At 73.2% G+C, this 15,527-nt stretch carries 14 protein-coding genes and 2 pseudogenes; 8 read left to right on the forward strand and 8 right to left on the reverse strand.

The window, feature by feature from the left end; all coding sequences use genetic code 11:
• The first annotated feature begins 20 nt into the window (after nucleotides 1–20).
• Nucleotides 21–1,187, forward strand: a complete 1,167-nt coding sequence (gene ku / locus OTB16_RS01940; protein WP_267717844.1) for a non-homologous end joining protein Ku — start codon at nucleotides 21–23, stop codon at nucleotides 1,185–1,187.
• 98 nt (nucleotides 1,188–1,285) lie between these two features.
• On the opposite strand, the gene OTB16_RS01945 is transcribed toward ku, so the two are convergent.
• The gene (locus tag OTB16_RS01945) at nucleotides 1,286–2,206 is read right to left on the reverse strand and encodes a nuclease-related domain-containing protein (protein WP_267717845.1); all 921 of its coding nucleotides are present in this window, start codon (nucleotides 2,204–2,206) and stop codon (nucleotides 1,286–1,288) included.
• 186 nt (nucleotides 2,207–2,392) lie between these two features.
• On the opposite strand from OTB16_RS01945, the gene OTB16_RS01950 reads away from it, so the two are divergent.
• The 3 genes from OTB16_RS01950 to OTB16_RS01960 all read left to right on the forward strand — a co-directional run bounded on the left by OTB16_RS01950 (nucleotide 2,393) and on the right by OTB16_RS01960 (nucleotide 5,295).
• Nucleotides 2,393–3,097: a hypothetical protein gene (locus OTB16_RS01950; RefSeq protein ID WP_267717846.1), complete on the forward strand. Its 705-nt coding sequence runs from the start codon at nucleotides 2,393–2,395 to the stop codon at nucleotides 3,095–3,097.
• Nucleotides 3,098–3,256: 159 nt separating this feature from the next.
• Nucleotides 3,257–4,066, forward strand: coding sequence for a hypothetical protein (locus tag OTB16_RS01955; protein ID WP_267717847.1), 810 nt, complete (start codon nucleotides 3,257–3,259; stop codon nucleotides 4,064–4,066).
• The gene (locus tag OTB16_RS01960; RefSeq protein ID WP_267717848.1) at nucleotides 4,063–5,295 is read left to right on the forward strand and encodes a sensor histidine kinase; all 1,233 of its coding nucleotides are present in this window, start codon (nucleotides 4,063–4,065) and stop codon (nucleotides 5,293–5,295) included. The genes OTB16_RS01955 and OTB16_RS01960 overlap by 4 nt, the downstream gene beginning before the upstream one ends.
• Before the next feature lie 279 nt (nucleotides 5,296–5,574).
• Here OTB16_RS01960 and OTB16_RS01965 read toward each other — a convergent pair whose 3' ends face one another.
• The 3 genes from OTB16_RS01965 to OTB16_RS01975 are packed head-to-tail and all read right to left on the reverse strand — an operon-like array spanning nucleotide 5,575 to nucleotide 7,524.
• Nucleotides 5,575–5,841 carry a hypothetical protein gene (locus OTB16_RS01965; protein WP_267717849.1) on the reverse strand — a complete coding sequence of 89 codons (267 nt, stop codon included), beginning with the start codon at nucleotides 5,839–5,841 and terminating at the stop codon, nucleotides 5,575–5,577.
• Nucleotides 5,842–5,851: 10 nt separating this feature from the next.
• Nucleotides 5,852–6,565 (reverse strand): TetR/AcrR family transcriptional regulator, encoded by a 714-nt coding sequence (locus OTB16_RS01970; RefSeq protein ID WP_267717850.1) that lies wholly within the window; start codon nucleotides 6,563–6,565, stop codon nucleotides 5,852–5,854.
• A 29-nt stretch (nucleotides 6,566–6,594) separates the two neighbouring features.
• Nucleotides 6,595–7,524, reverse strand: a complete 930-nt coding sequence (locus OTB16_RS01975) for an AurF N-oxygenase family protein (protein ID WP_267717852.1) — start codon at nucleotides 7,522–7,524, stop codon at nucleotides 6,595–6,597.
• Between the two features lie 169 nt (nucleotides 7,525–7,693).
• Here OTB16_RS01975 and OTB16_RS01980 point away from each other — a divergent pair, with 169 nt between their 5' ends.
• Nucleotides 7,694–8,800 carry a ferritin-like domain-containing protein gene (locus OTB16_RS01980; RefSeq protein ID WP_267717853.1) on the forward strand — a complete coding sequence of 369 codons (1,107 nt, stop codon included), beginning with the start codon at nucleotides 7,694–7,696 and terminating at the stop codon, nucleotides 8,798–8,800.
• A gap of 65 nt (nucleotides 8,801–8,865) precedes the next feature.
• On the opposite strand, the gene OTB16_RS01985 is transcribed toward OTB16_RS01980, so the two are convergent.
• Nucleotides 8,866–9,264, reverse strand: a complete 399-nt coding sequence (locus OTB16_RS01985) for an NUDIX hydrolase (protein WP_267717854.1) — start codon at nucleotides 9,262–9,264, stop codon at nucleotides 8,866–8,868.
• A 272-nt stretch (nucleotides 9,265–9,536) separates the two neighbouring features.
• On the opposite strand from OTB16_RS01985, the pseudogene OTB16_RS01990 reads away from it, so the two are divergent.
• Nucleotides 9,537–10,098: pseudogene (locus OTB16_RS01990) on the forward strand (YdcF family protein).
• Nucleotides 10,043–10,813, forward strand: a complete 771-nt coding sequence (locus OTB16_RS01995; RefSeq protein WP_267717855.1) for a WbqC family protein — start codon at nucleotides 10,043–10,045, stop codon at nucleotides 10,811–10,813. The pseudogene OTB16_RS01990 and the gene OTB16_RS01995 overlap by 56 nt, the downstream one beginning before the upstream one ends.
• On the opposite strand, the gene OTB16_RS02000 is transcribed toward OTB16_RS01995, so the two are convergent.
• Genes OTB16_RS02000 through OTB16_RS02010 form a run of 3 tightly spaced genes read right to left on the reverse strand, consistent with a single transcriptional unit; the run spans nucleotide 10,808 to nucleotide 14,132 of the window.
• Entirely contained in the window at nucleotides 10,808–11,263 is a 456-nt protein-coding gene (locus OTB16_RS02000; protein ID WP_267717856.1) for a DUF3291 domain-containing protein, read from the reverse strand. The genes OTB16_RS01995 and OTB16_RS02000 overlap by 6 nt on opposite strands.
• 44 nt (nucleotides 11,264–11,307) lie before the next feature.
• On the reverse strand, nucleotides 11,308–12,771 hold the full coding sequence (locus OTB16_RS02005) for a penicillin-binding transpeptidase domain-containing protein (RefSeq protein WP_267717857.1): 1,464 nt from the start codon (nucleotides 12,769–12,771) through the stop codon (nucleotides 11,308–11,310).
• Entirely contained in the window at nucleotides 12,768–14,132 is a 1,365-nt protein-coding gene (locus OTB16_RS02010; protein WP_267717859.1) for an FtsW/RodA/SpoVE family cell cycle protein, read from the reverse strand. Before OTB16_RS02010 ends, OTB16_RS02005 begins: the two co-directional genes overlap by 4 nt.
• A gap of 669 nt (nucleotides 14,133–14,801) precedes the next feature.
• On the opposite strand from OTB16_RS02010, the pseudogene OTB16_RS39425 reads away from it, so the two are divergent.
• A pseudogene (locus OTB16_RS39425) lies at nucleotides 14,802–15,404 on the forward strand (C40 family peptidase); the annotation flags it as partial.
• Nucleotides 15,405–15,527 lie beyond the last annotated feature (123 nt).

The raw sequence follows: 15,527 nt of genomic DNA on the forward strand, positions 1-15,527 counted from the left end.
GCCACGAAACAGGAGGAACCGTGCGATCCATTTGGAACGGGGCGATCTCCTTCGGCCTGGTCAGCATTCCGATCAAGCTCGTGAACGCCACCGAGAGCCACTCGATCTCCTTCCGCCAGATCCACCTCGCCGACGGCGGGCGGGTCCGCTACCGCAAGGTGTGCGAACTGGACGGCGAGGAGGTGTCGGGCGCCGAGATCGGCAAGGGGTACGAGGAGGCCGACGGGTCGATCATCCCGATCACCGACGACGACCTGGCCCAGCTGCCGCTGGCCACCGCGAAGACGATCGAGATCATGTCGTTCGTGCCCGCGGAGGAGATCGATCCGCTGCAGATGGACGCGGCGTACTACCTCGCGGCGAACGGGGCGACGGCGGCGAAGCCGTACACGCTGCTGCGGGAGGCCCTGAAGCGGAGCCGGAAGGTCGCGATCGCCAAGTACGCGCTGCGGGGCCGGGAGCGGCTGGGCATGCTGCGGGTGGTCGACGACGTGATCGCGATGCACGGGCTGCTGTGGCCGGACGAGATCCGGGCGCCCGAGGGCGTGGCCCCGGAGGGTTCGGTGTCGGTACGGGACGCCGAACTCGACCTGGCGGACGCGCTGATGGCGACGCTCGGCGAGGTGGAGATGGCCTCCCTGCGCGACGACTACCGGGAGGCCGTGGAGGCGATGGTCACGGCGAAGGCGGGCGGGGCCTTCGAGCCGTCGGAGGTGGCGGCGGCACCGGCGGGCGGGCAGGTGATCGACCTGATGGCCGCGCTGGAGAAGAGCGTACGGGCGGCCAAGGCCTCCCGCGGCGAACCGGGGTCCGGCGCGGAGCCGGAGGGAACGGCGGGCGCGGGATCGGATGCGGGTACGGGCGCCGGTGCCGGAGGCGGTGCCGGTGCCGGTGCCGGTGCCGAGGTGACGCCGATCCGGCGCAAGGCGGCGGCCGCGTCACCGAAGGCGGTCGGCGGGAAGAAGTCGACGGCGGCGGCCGCGAAGAAGACGGCGTCGGCGGCGACGAAGAAGACCACCGCGACGGGGGCGGCGAAGTCCGCCGCGAAGTCGACGGCGGTCAAGTCGACCGCGGTCAAGTCCACTTCGGCGAAGACCACTTCGGCGAAGTCCACGGCGGCGGCCACGAAGAAGACCGCCACCGCGAAGAAGGCCGCCCCGACAGCCCGGAAGCGCACCTCCGCCTGACGCGAGCCCCTGGAGTCCGGCGCCCGGCGGCCACCCGGGGAGCCCCACGGCCACGGCGCCGACCGCCCGGGGTCCGGGGTCTTCACCGCGGCGCGCCCTCAGACGTCGCGGGCCGGCCGGGGCTTCTCGGGCACGCCCGAGAGGACGTGCAGCCAGGTCCGGGTGTCGCGCGCGAGGGCGAACAGGGCCTCCACGGCCGGGGGTTCGAGGGTGGTGGGCAGGCTGCCGAGGTCCGGGGCGGCCGTCCGGGGCTGGAGGACGCGGAGGTCGCGGACGGTGGGAGCCACCTCGACGCGGGAGGCGTCGTCCACCGCCAGGGCCCCGGTGACGCGGACCGTCGGGGCCGACCCGGACCGGGCGCCGCCGGCCCGGGACGTCAAGGGTGGCTCGGAACCGTCCGCGGCGGCCCGGGACGTCAGGGCCTGCTCGGCGCGGGCCGCGGCGCGGCGGGCCCAGTGGGGGTCCGGGCGGGGGTCCGCCCGGCCGACGGCGATCAGGAGGTCGCCGACCGCGGCACGCTGCCCCCGGGCCGGAACCGTACGGACACAGAAGATCCCCGCGGGGCCGATGAGCAGGTGGTCGATGAGGCCGAGGCCGGGCAGCGGGACGCAGTGCAGGATCCGCCAGCCGCGCGCCTCCAGGGCGTCGAAGGCGTCGCCCGACCGCTGCTGGGCGGCCAGGTCCCGGCGGAGCCGGTGGCGCGCCCGGGTGCCCGCCGTTCCGTGGTCCAGCTCGCCCAGCAGGTTCTCGCCGGGGCGGTTGGGTGCCAGGTCCGCGTCCGGCGGGAGTTCGAGGCTCCGCAGTTCCGCCGCCGTGGGCACCGGTGGCGGGCCGATGGAGACGGCACCGGTCAGGAAGGGCCGCAACGCCCGCACGACGGCGTCGCGCTGGTCGTCCGCGAGGACGCTGATCCGGTTGGCCCGCCGGTCGTACCAGGCCACCGCCCGCCCGTCGGGCAGGTTGACGTACAGCCGCCCGCGACCGGGCCGCCCGCTCGGTACGACCCTGAGTCCCCTCATCGCCCTCACCCCCGCCGTCCATGGGAGCAGCCGGGTCGCCCGGGGGCAATCCCCCGGCGGTGTAACGACTCCGCCGGAACCCTGCGACGCCGCTGTTACACGAACGGGGCCCTGCCGCAACGGCCGCCGCCTACGTTTGTCCCGTCTGGACACGCCAGGCCCTGACCAGCATCGAAGGACTTCCCCGTGAGCACCGTCAGCCGCCGCACTCTCGTTCGCGCCGCCGCCGTGACCGTCTGCGCCGGAAGCCTGCTGGCCATCCCCGCGGCCGCGGCGCTCGCCGAGGGCGTGCCGGCGGCCGCGTCCGCGCACTCCGCGGGCCCCCAGCGGACGCTGCTCAAGAGCCTCTCGCTGGCGGACGGCGTCTCCACGGCGAAGGTGTACCGCGTCGGCAAGGGCGCGTACGAGGCCGACATCCTGACCGCGGACGGCGCCAAGGCGGCCACCCTGACCAGCCGCGACGGGATCGCCGGCACCGGCGGCGCCGGTGAGCTGCGCGCTTCGCTGGACGCGGACGGCCGGCTGACCTCCTGGGTGGGCGAGCCTCCCGCGCGGGGGGCCGGGCACGCCGTCGCGGGCGACGGGCACAAGACCGGCACCCGGAACGGCCAGGTCGTCCCGGCCTCCGTCCCGGCCCCGGGATCCGCCCCCGGATCCGCCCCCGGATCCGCCTCGGGATCCGCCTCGGGATCCGCCTCCGCGACGCGTACGGGCGAGGCCGGCGGCAGCCGCGTCGTCGCCACCGGGCCGGCCGACGCGCTGCGCCTGAACACGCTGGCCGACGAGCCGGGCGAGGGCGTGCTGCTGCTCGCGGCGGGCGGCGGGATCGCGGCCGTCGGCGCGGCCGGACTCGGCTTCGCCATGCTGCGGCGCGGGCGCACCGAGGGCTGACGCGCAGGTCACCGGGGTCTCGGCGGCCCCCACGGGGCCGGTGGGCAAAAAGGACGTACCTCCGCATAAGGTTGACGCTACGGACGCCGGTGCCGGATGCCGGTGCCGACTGCCGGTGTCGGATGCCGGATCGCCACGGACAGGAGGACGCAGGGCCCTGTGAAGTCGTACCTCCCGTTCCGCACGCCTCGCCGGCCCCTCCGCCCCTCCCGGGCGTTCCGGCGCCGGGTCGCGGGTACCGCGCTGCTGACGTGCTGCCTGCTGCCCGTACTGGCGGGCTGCGGCGACGGCGGCGGGCTGGCCGCGGCGGGTTCGACGCCCACGGCGAGCGGTCCCGTCCACCTGTGGCCCGAGCGCCGGGGGGCGGCCGTGCCGCCCGCCGACCCCGGCGGCGCGCCGCCGGAGTACGTACAGGGGATCGCGCCCGTCCGGAACCAGAACGTGCGTGAGGTGGATCCGCTGGCCATCGTCCGGGCGGAGGTGCGCGCGCACGCGAACGCCGACGTCGGCGCCGACGGGATGCCGGCCGGGACGGCGGCCGCGATCGAGACGTGCGGCACCGGGGACGGCGGTGGCGGTGGCGGTGAGGGCGCGGCGTGCCCGGTCCTGACGCCGTACTACCGCGACCTGACCGGCAACGGCCGGGACGAGCTGCTCGTCGGCATCGAGCTGCCGGACCGGATGATGTCGGTACGGGTGTACACGGCGGATCCCGACGGCCGGCTCAACCGGATCATGGCGACCACGGACACGGTCATCGGCGTGGAGCTGGCCGCGCGGGACGTGATCCTGCGGGTGCCCAGCGGGAACAACGGGTACGAGCTGATCACCGCCTGGTCCTACGACGAGAAGCAGCGAGCCATGCTGCCCACGCGCGAGCAGATCGTACGGGTGCCGTCGGCTCCGCGGACCACGGCCTCCACCCCGCCGCCCGGGCCCACCACCGCACCCGGGCCCAGCGCGCCGTGAGCCTGCGGCTGCCCGCGTGGACGGCCACGCTGACCTGGAAGTCCGCGTGCTTCATCGTCGTGATGTGCTGCTCGCTGGCGGCCGTACTCGGTGCGCTCGTGCACGTGGAGGTGACCCGGCAGACGGTGGCGACGGCGCGGGAGAAGGCGCTGGTCAAGCTGCAGGACGTCGCGCACGCCTACGAGGCGGGCGAACCCCTGCCGCCCGAGTCCGGGCTCGATCCGCAGGCCCTTCCGCCGGAGCTGCGGGCGCTGGCCCTCGGCGGGCACCGCGGGACGGTCGTGGGCGACTACCGGGGCCGGCCGACGATGTGGGCGGCCGCGCCGGCGGACGGGCGGGTGCTGGCCACCGCCGTCGACTACGGGCAGAGCGCGCGGACGATCAGCGGGCTCGACAACGCGATCATCGGGTCCTCGGTGCTGGCGATCGGCGGAACGCTGCTGTTGGGCGCCTTCTCGGTGACGCGGGTGACGCGGCGGCTGCACCAGACGGCGACGGTGGCCCGGCGGATCACGCAGGGCGACCTCGACGCGCGGGTGGGCGACCCCCGGACGAAGGACCCCTCGCGGCACCAGGACGAGGTGGCGACGGTCGCCGGGGCGCTGGACACGATGGCGGGGAGCCTCCAGTCGAAGCTGGAGAGTGAGCAGCGGTTCACGGCGGACGTGGCGCACGAGCTGCGCACGCCGCTGACCGGCTTGCAGGCGGCGTCGGAACTGCTGCCGGAGGGCCGGCCGACGGAGCTGGTACGGGAGCGGGTGCGCACGATGCGGCAGCTGACGGAGGACCTGCTGGAGATCTCCCGGCTGGACTCGGGCAGCGAGGCGGTGGACACGGACCTGCACCAGCTGGAACGGCTGGTACGGCGGGTGGTGCGGGCGTCGGGGACGGACACGGAGGTGGTCGTGGTCCGGGACGCGCACGTGGAGACGGACCGGCGTCGGCTGGAACGGGTCCTGGGGAACCTGGTGGCGAACGCGCACAAGCACGGGCGGCCGCCCGTGGTGGTGACGGTGGACGGGCCGGTGGTGACGGTACGGGACCACGGGGACGGGTTCCCGGACTACCTGGCGGCGCACGGTCCGCAGCGGTTCCGCAGCGGGGGGAAGGGGCACGGCCTGGGTCTGACGATCGCGGTGGGCCAGGCGGAGGCGATCGGGGCCCGGCTGGCGTTCCGCGCGGCGGAGGGCGGCGGCGCGGTGGCGGTCCTGACCCTCCCGGGGCCCTGACGGGGGGGCGGGCGAGGGGCGGGCGCGGGGCGGCTGCTGTCCTGACCCTGACGGGGGACGCGTCAGGCGCAGGGCGGGTCGCGGGGCCGGGCGGGTCGCGGGGCGGGGGCGGGTCGCGGGGCAGGGCGGGTCGCGGGGCCGGGCGGGGCGGGTCGCGGGCCGGGCGTCGCACGGGCGAGGGGCGGGCGCGGGGGCGGGGCCCGTGCGGGCCGGGTGGCCCGTGCCGCCGAAGCCGTACCGCCACGCCCGCCCGCCCCGCTCCCCGCGAGGGAGCGGGCGTCAGGGGCGGGGGGTTTTCGTCCAGGGCCAGCGGGGGCGGGGTTTGGTGCCGTCGGGGCGGAACGCGTACTTCCACCCCTTCTGGAGCGCGAGCCGCTTCGAGTACCCCGACGGGACCCGCTCGTAGAGCAGCACCGTGGGCGGGGCATCGGGCGCGGGGACCGGGATCTCGTACCACTTCGGGGGGTGCCCGGTCAGGCCGAGGATGACCGGCAGCACCCTGCCGTCCATCGGGCCGCCCTCGAAGGGGGTCGGTTGGCTTCTCACCCCACCAGTGTCACAGCAGGTGGGCGGCCTCGGAGACCACGGGGATCACGCGGCGGGCCAGCACCCCGACCGGGCCGTCCGCCGACTCCAGCGCGAGGGCGGCGCGGGCCGCGGCAGCCGTTTCGGGGTCGGTGGCGGCGGTGGCGGTCAGCAGCGCGATGAACTGGTCGAGCAGCCAGTCCCGGAGCGAGCCGACGTCCGGCTGCTTGCCCTCGTCGATCCAGATGAGCGAGGCGGCTTCGACCGCGGTGATCCACGTACGGACCATCATCCGCAGCCGGGGGCCCGGCGCCGGGGTGCCCAGGTGGTAGAGGATCTGCTCGGCGGCGGCCCGGCGGATGCCGTCCACCGTGGCCGTCGTACGGGAGGTCTCCACGACGCTGCCGCCCTGCAGGAGGGCGGAGAAGCCGGCGTGGTGCTCGTCGACGAAGGCCAGGTAGCGGTCCAGGGCCCGGGAGAGCCGCTGGGTCAGGGGGCCGTCCTGGGGCTCGGCGAAGCACAGTTCGAGGATGTCCGCCGCCGAGCGCAGGGCGGCTTCGTACAACTGCTGCTTGCCGCCCGGGAAGTAGCGGTACACGAGCGGGCGGGACACCCCGGCGGCCTCCGCGACGTCGTCCAGCGAGACGTCCTCCGGCGCCCGGTGCGCGAACAGCGAGAGGGCGGCGTCGAGGAGTTGGGCTCGCCGCTCCTCGACGCCCAGTCTGCGGTAGGCGCGTACGGTCATGACCGCAGGGTAGCCCGGCGGCGGTGCCCTCAGGCCAGGAGTCCGGAGCTCTTCCACAGCCTGCGGCCGACGCCGCGCAGGATGCCGATGTCGTCGAGGAAGTCGGTGAGCCGCTTGGAGCCGGCCTGCATGACCTCGCGCCGGTGGCCGCTGGCCTTGACCTGGGCGACGGCCTCGTGGCGGTCCAGGCCGATGTTGTCGTAGACGTTCGGGTTCACGAAGGCCAGCGAGAAGACGCGGGCGGCCTCGCCGCAGCTGATCCGGGTCAGTTCCTGCTCCCAGCGCGGGGCGGTGAGCATCTGGCGGCGCAGCTCCTCGCGGGCGTAGCGGACGTGCCGGGCCTCCTCGATGACGTGGATCCGGGTCACGCCGCGAACCAGCGGCTGGATGCGCTCGTCCGGGAAGGTCAGGCGCTGCATCCAGTCGAGGATCTCCTCGCCGAGGAGGGTGCAGGCGAAGGAACCGGGGGTGGTGGAGACGGTCTTGAGGATGCGCGCGAGGTTGTGGTTCGTGCGGGAGACCGGGTACTCGGGGGCTCCGCCCTTCTGGATCATGCGGGCGAACATCATCGAGTGGCGGCACTCGTCGGCTATCTCGGTGAGGGCGTAGCGGACGTGGTTGCTGGTCAGCGACTTGTCGTAGATGTGCCGGACGAGGAGCTGCATGAGGATGATCTCGAACCAGATGCCGAGCGAGCCGAGCGCCGCCGCCTCGTGGCGGGAGAGCTCGATGCGCTGCTCCTCGCCCATCTTCTTCCAGAGCGGGGTGTCGTAGAGGGAGAGGAGTTCCGGGGGCCAGTAGTACTTGCCCTCAATGGGCGGGGCGTCCCAGTCCAGTTCCCTGTCGGGGTCGAAGGAGTGCTTGGCCGAGGATTCGAGGAGCCGCTCGGCGATCTGCTCGCGGTCCTTGAGCAGGCCGAGAGCGTCCCTCAGGGCGGCTCGATCGGTCACCGTCGTCATGGCTTCGGGCACCTCGCTCATTGGGTTACCGGCGGTCACTCCTTATGAGACTGCTTGTCAGCAAGGTCGTCAATCCCCCGCGCACGACTTGTTGACCCCGCGTCTACCAACGTGTGACGCTGCCAACTGTCCGGTCCTGTACGGAAGTACGTGACGCGAGGTGGTGCCAGTGTCGACGCACGAGCTCTACACCAACGACCCGGGCGCGGGAGTCTGGCAGGTTCCCGCCTCCGGCGCGGCCCGTTTCAGCTGGGAGTACGACGGCGGCCGCGAGCGGCTCCTCGCGCTCTACCAGAAGGGCAAGGACAAGCAGTGGGACGGCGCCAAGCGCATCGACTGGGGCATCGAGGTCGACCCGTACGACCCGCTGGGCACCCCGGACGACGTCCTGACCCTGTACGGGACCCGGCACTGGGACAAGCTCACCGAGAAGGACAAGGGCGAGCTGCGCCGGCACTACGCGGCCTGGAACTTCAGCCAGTTCCTGCACGGCGAGCAGGGTGCGATGGTGTGCGCGGCGCGGATCGTGGAATCGGTGCCCGACCTGGACGCGAAGTTCTACTCCGCCACCCAGACCATGGACGAGGCCCGGCACGCGGAGATCTTCGGGCGGTTCCTGCACGAGAAGGTCGGGATGCTGTACCCGATCAACGACAGCCTCAAGGGATTGCTCGGCGACACCCTGCGCGATTCCCGGTGGGACATGCCGTACCTCGGGATGCAGGTGCTGATCGAGGGCCTGGCCCTGGCGGCCTTCGGCATGATCCGCGACACGACCGACAAGCCGCTGCCGAAGCAGATCCTGGCGTACGTGATGCAGGACGAGGCCCGGCACGTGGCCTTCGGGCGGATGGCGCTGCGGGACTACTACCGGCAGTTGACGGACGCCGAGCGGCGCGAGCGCGAGGAGTTCGTGATCGAGGGCTGCTACCTGATGCGGGACCGGCTGCGCGGGGTCGAAGTGCTGGAGAACTTCGGGATCCCCCGGAAGGAGGCGGAGGAGTTCAGCGAGCAGTCGGAGTTCCTGCACCTGTTCCGGAAGCTGCTGTTCAGCAGGATCGTGCCGTGCGTCAAGGACATCGGGCTGTGGGGGGAGCGGCTGCAGAAGGCGTACCTGGACATGGGCGTCTTCGAGATGGGCGACTCCAACCTGGACCTGCTGATGAGCCAGGACGAGGAGATCGCGGAGGCGCTGGACCGCGAGCGGTTCGCGGCGGAGGAGTCGGAGCGGGTGGCGGAGGTCCGCGCCGCGATAGCGGAGGGGGCCGGGGGGTGAGCCCGGCTGCGTCGGCCTGCGCAGGCGCAGACCACCGAAGCCGACGCAGGCCGGATCTCTCGTGGTCAGCGCAGGGCGTCGGCGATCCGCTGCCGCAGCTGCGGGGCGGTGACCTCGTCGATCTCGTGCCAGGCGGCGTCGGAGACCTCCTCGGTCTGGAGTTCACCGATGTCGGCGGTGGTACGGAAGAGGAACCGGAAGGTGTCGGGGTCGGTGAACAGTTCGCGGGTGAGGGCGTCGACCGGGACGGCCTGCTCGACCACGCGCTGGGCGGCCGGGCTGATCGACTTGGGCTTGGGCAGCACCGCCTTGAGACAGCTCATCGCGGCGACGGCTCGCACGAAGGCGGGGCGCTCGGGAAGCAGGTGGGTGATCAGGAACGATGCGACCGGCTCGTCCGGTACGAACTGGGCTGCGATCTTGGAGAAGTAGGCGTCCAGCCTGGCACGTTCGAATATTTCCATGGCAGTGACCTCTCGTGGTGAGCTGGGGGCCGTGCATGGGGACTGGTGGTTCAGGCGGTGCGGGCGAGCCCGAACAGCAGCCTGTCGGCGGCGGGGCGGCGTCGAGGTGGGGTCAGCACGGCCAGGTCCCACTCGCGGCTCGCGGGGCGGCCTTGAAGTGGGTCCAGACGACCAGCCCACGGCCACATCCTGCTGTCCGATCCCGCCACCCACGATGATGGGCTGACCATCACCAGCGGCAACGAGCCGAGCTGATCTGGGACTACCACCAGATGGGCCACGACCTGACCCCAGCCGACGTGGCGATCGGCCTGGGCAGCCACGACCTCGGGGTCGCCGCGGCCTCTGCCGACCTCTATCACGCCGGCCTCTTCACGGCCCAAGGCCCGCTTCCCGCGCGGGGAGGCCGTGCACTTCCGCGAGCACGCTCTCGAACTCGGTGTCCCCGACGACGCGATCCTGGTCGAGCCCAACGCGGCCAACACCGGCCAGAACATCACCTTCACGCGCGAGCTCCTGGCCGCCGCCGGCATCGTCCCGGAGACCGTGCTACTGGTCTCCAAGCCCTACATGGAACGGCGGTCCTTCGCCACCGCCCGCAAGCTGTGGCCCGAGGTCGAGGTGCGGTGTGCGTCGGAGCCGCTGGAGCTGGACGACTACGTGAAGAGCATCGGCGACGAGAAGCTCGTCCTGGACATGCTCGTCGGAGACCACCAGCGGGTGATCGAGTATCCGAAGCTCGGCTTCGCCATCGCCCAGGATGTCCCGGAGGACGTGCATGACGCGTACGAATCCCTCATCCGCGACGGCTTCACCAGCCGCCTCATCGACTGACTTCCCGGCCCCGGACGGGCTGTGTGCCATCCACCAACCCAACCTGTTCCCCCGGCTGACCACGCTGGCCGAGCTGTTCGCGGCGGACTACTGGATCGTCCTCGACGACGTGCAGTTCACCCACCGCGACTACCAGCACCGGACCCGGCTGGCAGCCCTGGCCCACCCAGACCGGTCCCAGTGGCTGACCATCCCCACCCACCTGCCCGAAGGCCGGAAGACCGCGATCAACCGGGCTCTGGTCGTGGACCCCGAGCTCTCCCGCCGCAAGACCATGGGGATGCTCCGGCAGAACTACGGAGCCAGCCCGCACTGGCCCACCCTCGCCCACGCCATGGAGCCGGTGGCGGACGCCTTCGGCAGCGGCCGGACCGCGGCCGTCGCCGAGACTTCGACCCGTGTCCTGCTGGACCTCCTCGGCCGGAGGGGCCAGATCCTCCGCAGCAGCGGACTGTCCGCCCGGCCGGGACGGTCCCGGCGGCTCGCCGACCTCGCCGCTCTGACCGGCGCCCGCTCGTATCTGTGCGGGACCGGCGGCATGAGATACCTCCGGACGAGCCGGTTCACGGCCCGGTCGATCACGGTCACCCCGTTTCTGGCGCCGCCCACCGGCATCTGGACCTCCGGCCGCGAGATCAGCGCCATATGGGCCCTGATGGCACTCGGGCCCGTCACCCTGACCAACGAACTGCGGGCCGTCACCCTCCGGCTATGACGCCGCCGCCCGCTCCGGGAAGGACGTCCGCAGCGTGAACGCGTGCGGTGTCGCGCCGTGTTCCCGCAGGTGAAGCAGTCGCTTCTCCGCGTCCGCCACCGTCGGGCGCTCCCCCGCCGGGACCCACCACAGCGCCGTCATCGCCTCCGCGACGTGCTCGAACCACTCCCGGCGTCGCGCCATCAGCTCGCGGTGCTGCCCCTGGTACATGAAGGCGGTCAGCGCGTTCGCGTCCCGCCACACCGACATGTTCACGATGATCCACTCGTCACCGAAAAAGACGATGTCGGTCGCGTCGCCCTCCTCCCCCTCCAGCCGCCACACGAACCCGTCCGCTCCATCCGCGGCGGCGTTCACCGGTTCGAGTCCGTCCACGAAGTCCTTCAGTTCCGGGGAGCTCAGGGGGTACTTGAGGCGGGATATGTTCACCTGTGCCAGTTCGTAGGTCATGCCCGTACTGTTATCAGCCGGGGCCAATCGCCACAACGGGCGTTTCAACGCGTTGACAGCGCCGCCTGCATCACCGACCGGGCGATCGGCGCGGCCGCCCCGTTGCCGCTGATGTCGCCGCGCACCGCCGACGCGTCCTCGACGACGACCGCGACCGCGACCCCCGGCAGGGCCGCGCCGCCCTCCGTCTTCGCCCAGGAGATGAACCAGGCGTACGGGGTGCCGGCGTTGCCGACGCCGTGCTGCGCGGTGCCGGTCTTGCCGCCGACCACCACCCCCGGGATGGCCGCGTTGCGGCCCGTACCGTGCTCCACGACCTTCACCATCAGCTCCTGCATCCGCAGCGCGGTGGCCGGGGTCATGGCCCGGCCCAGGGTGCGCTGGTCGCCGCGCCGGACCTGGGATCCGTCGTCCTGCGTGGTGCGCTCCACCAGGTAGGGGGCCTTGAGCTCGCCGCCGTTGGCGACCGCAGCCGCCACCATCGCCATCTGCAGGGGGGTCGCCTTGGTGTTGAACTGCCCGATCGAGGACAGGGCCAGCTGGTCCTGGCTCATGTCCGTGTCGAAGTTCGACCGGGACACCCACGACGGCACCCGCAGCCCCTCCTCGTTGAACCCGAACCGCCGCGCCGCCTCCACCATCCCCCGCAGCCCGACGCGCACCCCGATCTTCGCCATCACCGTGTTGCAGGACCACTGCACCGCGTCCGCCATGGAGGCGTCCTGGCAGCCCGTGCCCGCGTTGGGCAGCAGGGTGCTGGTCCCGGGCAGCGGGTAGGGGTCCGGCGTCTCGGTCGGCGCGTCCGCGTCGGTGACCACGCCCGAGTCCAGGGCCGCCGCCGCCGTCACGATCTTGAAGGTGGAGCCCGGGGGGTACGTCTCGCGCAGCGCCCGGTTCAGCATCGGCTTGGCCGGGTCGGCGTTCAGCCGCTCCCAGGCCCCCTTGACCCGGCCGCCCGTCCCCGACAGCACGGCCGGGTCGTACGAGGGGCTGCTGACCAGCGCCAGGATCTTCCCGGTGGCCGGCTCCACCGCCGCGACCGCGCCCCGCTTGCCCGCGAGACCCGCGTACGCGGCCTCCTGCATCGCGGCGCGGATGGTGGTGGCGGCGTTCCCGCCGCCGGGGCGGCCGCGGGTCAGGTCGTACCAGAGAGGGAAGGCGGAGAGCCCGGGATCGGTGCCCGAGAGGACCTCGTCCTCGGCGCGCTCGACGAAGCTGGTCCCGTACGTCTGGGAGGAGTAGCCGGTGACGGGCGCGTAGAGCGGGCCGTTGAGGTACGTCCGCTCGTAGCGCAGCAGCTGGCCGCTGTCGCGGGAGCCGGTGACCGGCCGGCCGTCGACCAGGACGTCGCCGCGCGGTTCGGCGTACCGCTCGATGACGTGGCGCTTGTTGGCGGGGTTCGCACCGTAGGCGGCGGACTCCCAGACCTGGACCCGGGCGATGTTGACGAGCAGGGCCACCAGCAGCAGGACACAGAAGTACGCGCACCAGCGGATGTAGCGGATCACGCGGCGGCCTCCTGCGGTTCGGGTCTGCGGGCGCTGTCGCTGAGCCGGACCAGCAGGGCGACGATGATCCAGTTGGTGACGACGGAGGAACCGCCCTGCGCCAGGAAGGGCATGGCCATGCCGGTGAGCGGGATCAGCCCGGTGACGCCGCCGGCGATGACGAACACCTGGAGGGCGACGATCGAGGCGAGACCGGTGGCGAGCAGCCGCCCGAAGGGGTCGCGCAGCGCGAGCCCGGCGCGGAAGCCGCGGGCGACGAGGAGCCCGTAGAGCAGGAGGATCGCGGTGAGGCCGGCGAGGCCGAGCTCCTCGCCGGCGGTGGCGAGGATGAAGTCCGACTTGGCGGCGAAGCCGATGAGGAAGGACTGGCCGTGCCCGAGCCCGGCGCCGAGGAGGCCGCCGGCGCCGAAGGCGAAGAGGGACTGGGCGAGCTGGCCGGGGCCCTCGCCGCGCTCGATGGAGGCGAAAGGATTCAGCCAGTCGTCCACGCGGCTGTTCACGTGCGGCTCGAAGGTGCCGACGGCGTAGGCGCCGACGCCGGCCAGGACCAGGCCGATCGCGATCCAGCCGATCCGCCCGGTGGCGGTGAAGAGCATGATCACGAACAGCCCGAAGAACAGCAGCGACGTGCCGAGGTCGCGCTCCAGGACGAGCACGCCGACGCTGAGCAGCCAGATCGCGAGGATCGGACCGAGCACCCGGCCGGGCAGGAGACGGAGCTTCCAGAACAGCGTGCGGCCGGTGAGGGCGAGCGCGGTGCGGTTCGCGGCGAGGTAGGCGGCGAAGAAGACGGCGAGCAGGATCTTGGCGAACTCCCCCGGCTGGAAGGAGAGTCCGGCGAACCGGATCCAGATGTGCGCGCCGTTGACCGCCGGGAAGAACACGGGGACGAGCATCAGGGCGAGCGCGGTCGTCACGGAGAGGTAGGCGTAGCGCTGGAGCACCCGGTGGTCGCGGAGCCGCGCGACGACGAGGACGAAGAGGGTTAACCCGAGCGCGGACCAGAGGAGTTGGTCGTCGGCGGTGCGGTGGGCGGGGGTGGTCACGTCGAGCCGCTGGATGAGGACGAGGCCGAGGCCGTTGAGCAGGAAGGCGATCGGGAGCACGAGGGGGTCGGCGTACGGGGCCCACCGGCGCACGGCGAGGTGCGCGATCAGCGCGGCGACGGCCAGGCCGCCCGCGTAGCGGGCGGCGGAGCGCGGGACGTGCCCGGTGGTCGCGAGGCCGACGTGGAGATGACCGAGGGCGGCGATCAGGACGGCGCCGGCGAGGAGCGTCAGCTCGACGCCGCGGCGCCGGGGGGCGCGGGCGTCGGGAGGCGGCGGCGCGGGCTCCGCCACCTTCGCCGTCAGAGCGGTCATGGGGGAAACGTAGCAAGCGGACGGATGGTATGTCCGTTTATGTCATAGGGTGCCGAAGAGTCGTCACAAGCGGTCGGAATCAACGGCGGAACCCTGCGGGACCCGTGGAACCGATCGCCCCCGGCCCGCGCGGAGCTACTGGTCGCGCGACCACGGGAGCGGAGGCGGCGCGAGCGGAGGCGGACGCGTACGCGGAAGCAGCGGGAGCGGAGGCGGACGCCGCGCGGGCGAGTTCGCCGTGCCCCCCGCCACCCGGGTGACCCCGGGCGGCCCCGCCGACTCCGTTGGGGTATTTGTCATACCGGACGTGGCAGCATCGGGCGCCCCGGAGGTGATCCCATGTCACATCGGCCGCTCCGCGCCGCCTGCATCGCCGCGCTGCTCCTCGCAGCCTGCCCGACCCCCGCCGCCACCGCCGAGCCCCTGCCCTCGGCCGAGCCCGTCGGCGTCCTGCTCACCCGGCTCCAAGGGCTCTACCAGAAGGCCGAGGAGGCCACCGAGGCGTACAACGCCACCGAGGCCGCGCTCGGTGCGCGGCTCGACGAGGAGCACCGGCTCAGCACGGAGCTCGGCAAGGCCCGCGGCGCGCTCGACGCGGAGAAGGCGCTCGCCGGGCGGCTGGCCCGCGAGCAGTACCAGGCCGCCCGCGGTTTCGCCCCGTACGCCCGCATGCTGCTCGCCCGCGACCCCCGGGCCGCCCTCGACCAGCACCGGATCGCCGCCCGCGAGGGGACCCGCCGGGCGGGCGTACTGGACCGGCTGGCCCGCGGCGAGCAGCGGGCCGGCTCGCTCGCGGCCCGGGCCCGCAAGGCCCTGGACGACCAGCGGGCACTGGCCGCGCGGCAGAAGAGCCAGAAGGAGCAGGTCGCGGCGCAGCTCAAGGAGGTCGAGCGGCTGCTCGCCTCGCTCACCGCCGAGCAGCTCGCGCAGCTCGGGGCGCGCGAGGCGGCGAACACGGCCGGAGCGCAGCGCGCGCTGGTGGACTCCGGCCGCCTTCCGGCCCGTACCGGTACGCCCACCGCCGCCGGCGGCGCGGCGCTCACCTACGCGGCGGCCCAGATCGGGAAGCCGTACGTGTGGGGGGCCGAGGGGCCCGCGTCCTTCGACTGCTCCGGGCTCACCTCGCAGGCCTGGGCGCACGCCGGCCGCGCGATCCCCCGTACCAGCCAGGAGCAGTGGGCCCGGCTGCCCAGGGTGCCGCTGGACCGGCTGCGGCCCGGGGACCTCGTCGTGTACTTCCCCAAGGCGACGCACGTGGGGCTCTACATCGGCGACGGCAAGGTCATCCAGGCCCCGCGCCCCGGAGCGCGGGTCAAGGTGTCGCCGATCGCGGCGAACCCGCTGCTGGGGGCGGTGCGGCCGGACCCGGGCGGGGCGCCGCTCGACCGGTTCGTC

The sequence above is a fragment of the Streptomyces antarcticus genome, from assembly GCF_026627255.1.
GTDB classification, from domain to species: Bacteria; Actinomycetota; Actinomycetes; order Streptomycetales; family Streptomycetaceae; genus Streptomyces; species Streptomyces antarcticus.

What these genes read in the sequence shown, in the direction of transcription:
- OTB16_RS01945 (WP_267717845.1), bottom strand. Translation starts at nt 2,206, where the DNA reads ATGAGGGGACTCAGGGTCGTACCGAGCGGGCGGCCCGGTCGCGGGCGG.
- OTB16_RS01970 (WP_267717850.1), bottom strand. Translation starts at nt 6,565, where the DNA reads ATGACCGTACGCGCCTACCGCAGACTGGGCGTCGAGGAGCGGCGAGCC.
- OTB16_RS01975 (WP_267717852.1), bottom strand. Translation starts at nt 7,524, where the DNA reads ATGACGACGGTGACCGATCGAGCCGCCCTGAGGGACGCTCTCGGCCTG.
- OTB16_RS01985 (WP_267717854.1), bottom strand. Translation starts at nt 9,264, where the DNA reads ATGGAAATATTCGAACGTGCCAGGCTGGACGCCTACTTCTCCAAGATC.
- OTB16_RS01995 (WP_267717855.1), top strand. Translation starts at nt 10,043, where the DNA reads ATGACGCGTACGAATCCCTCATCCGCGACGGCTTCACCAGCCGCCTCA.
- OTB16_RS02000 (WP_267717856.1), bottom strand. Translation starts at nt 11,263, where the DNA reads ATGACCTACGAACTGGCACAGGTGAACATATCCCGCCTCAAGTACCCC.
- OTB16_RS02010 (WP_267717859.1), bottom strand. Translation starts at nt 14,132, where the DNA reads ATGACCGCTCTGACGGCGAAGGTGGCGGAGCCCGCGCCGCCGCCTCCC.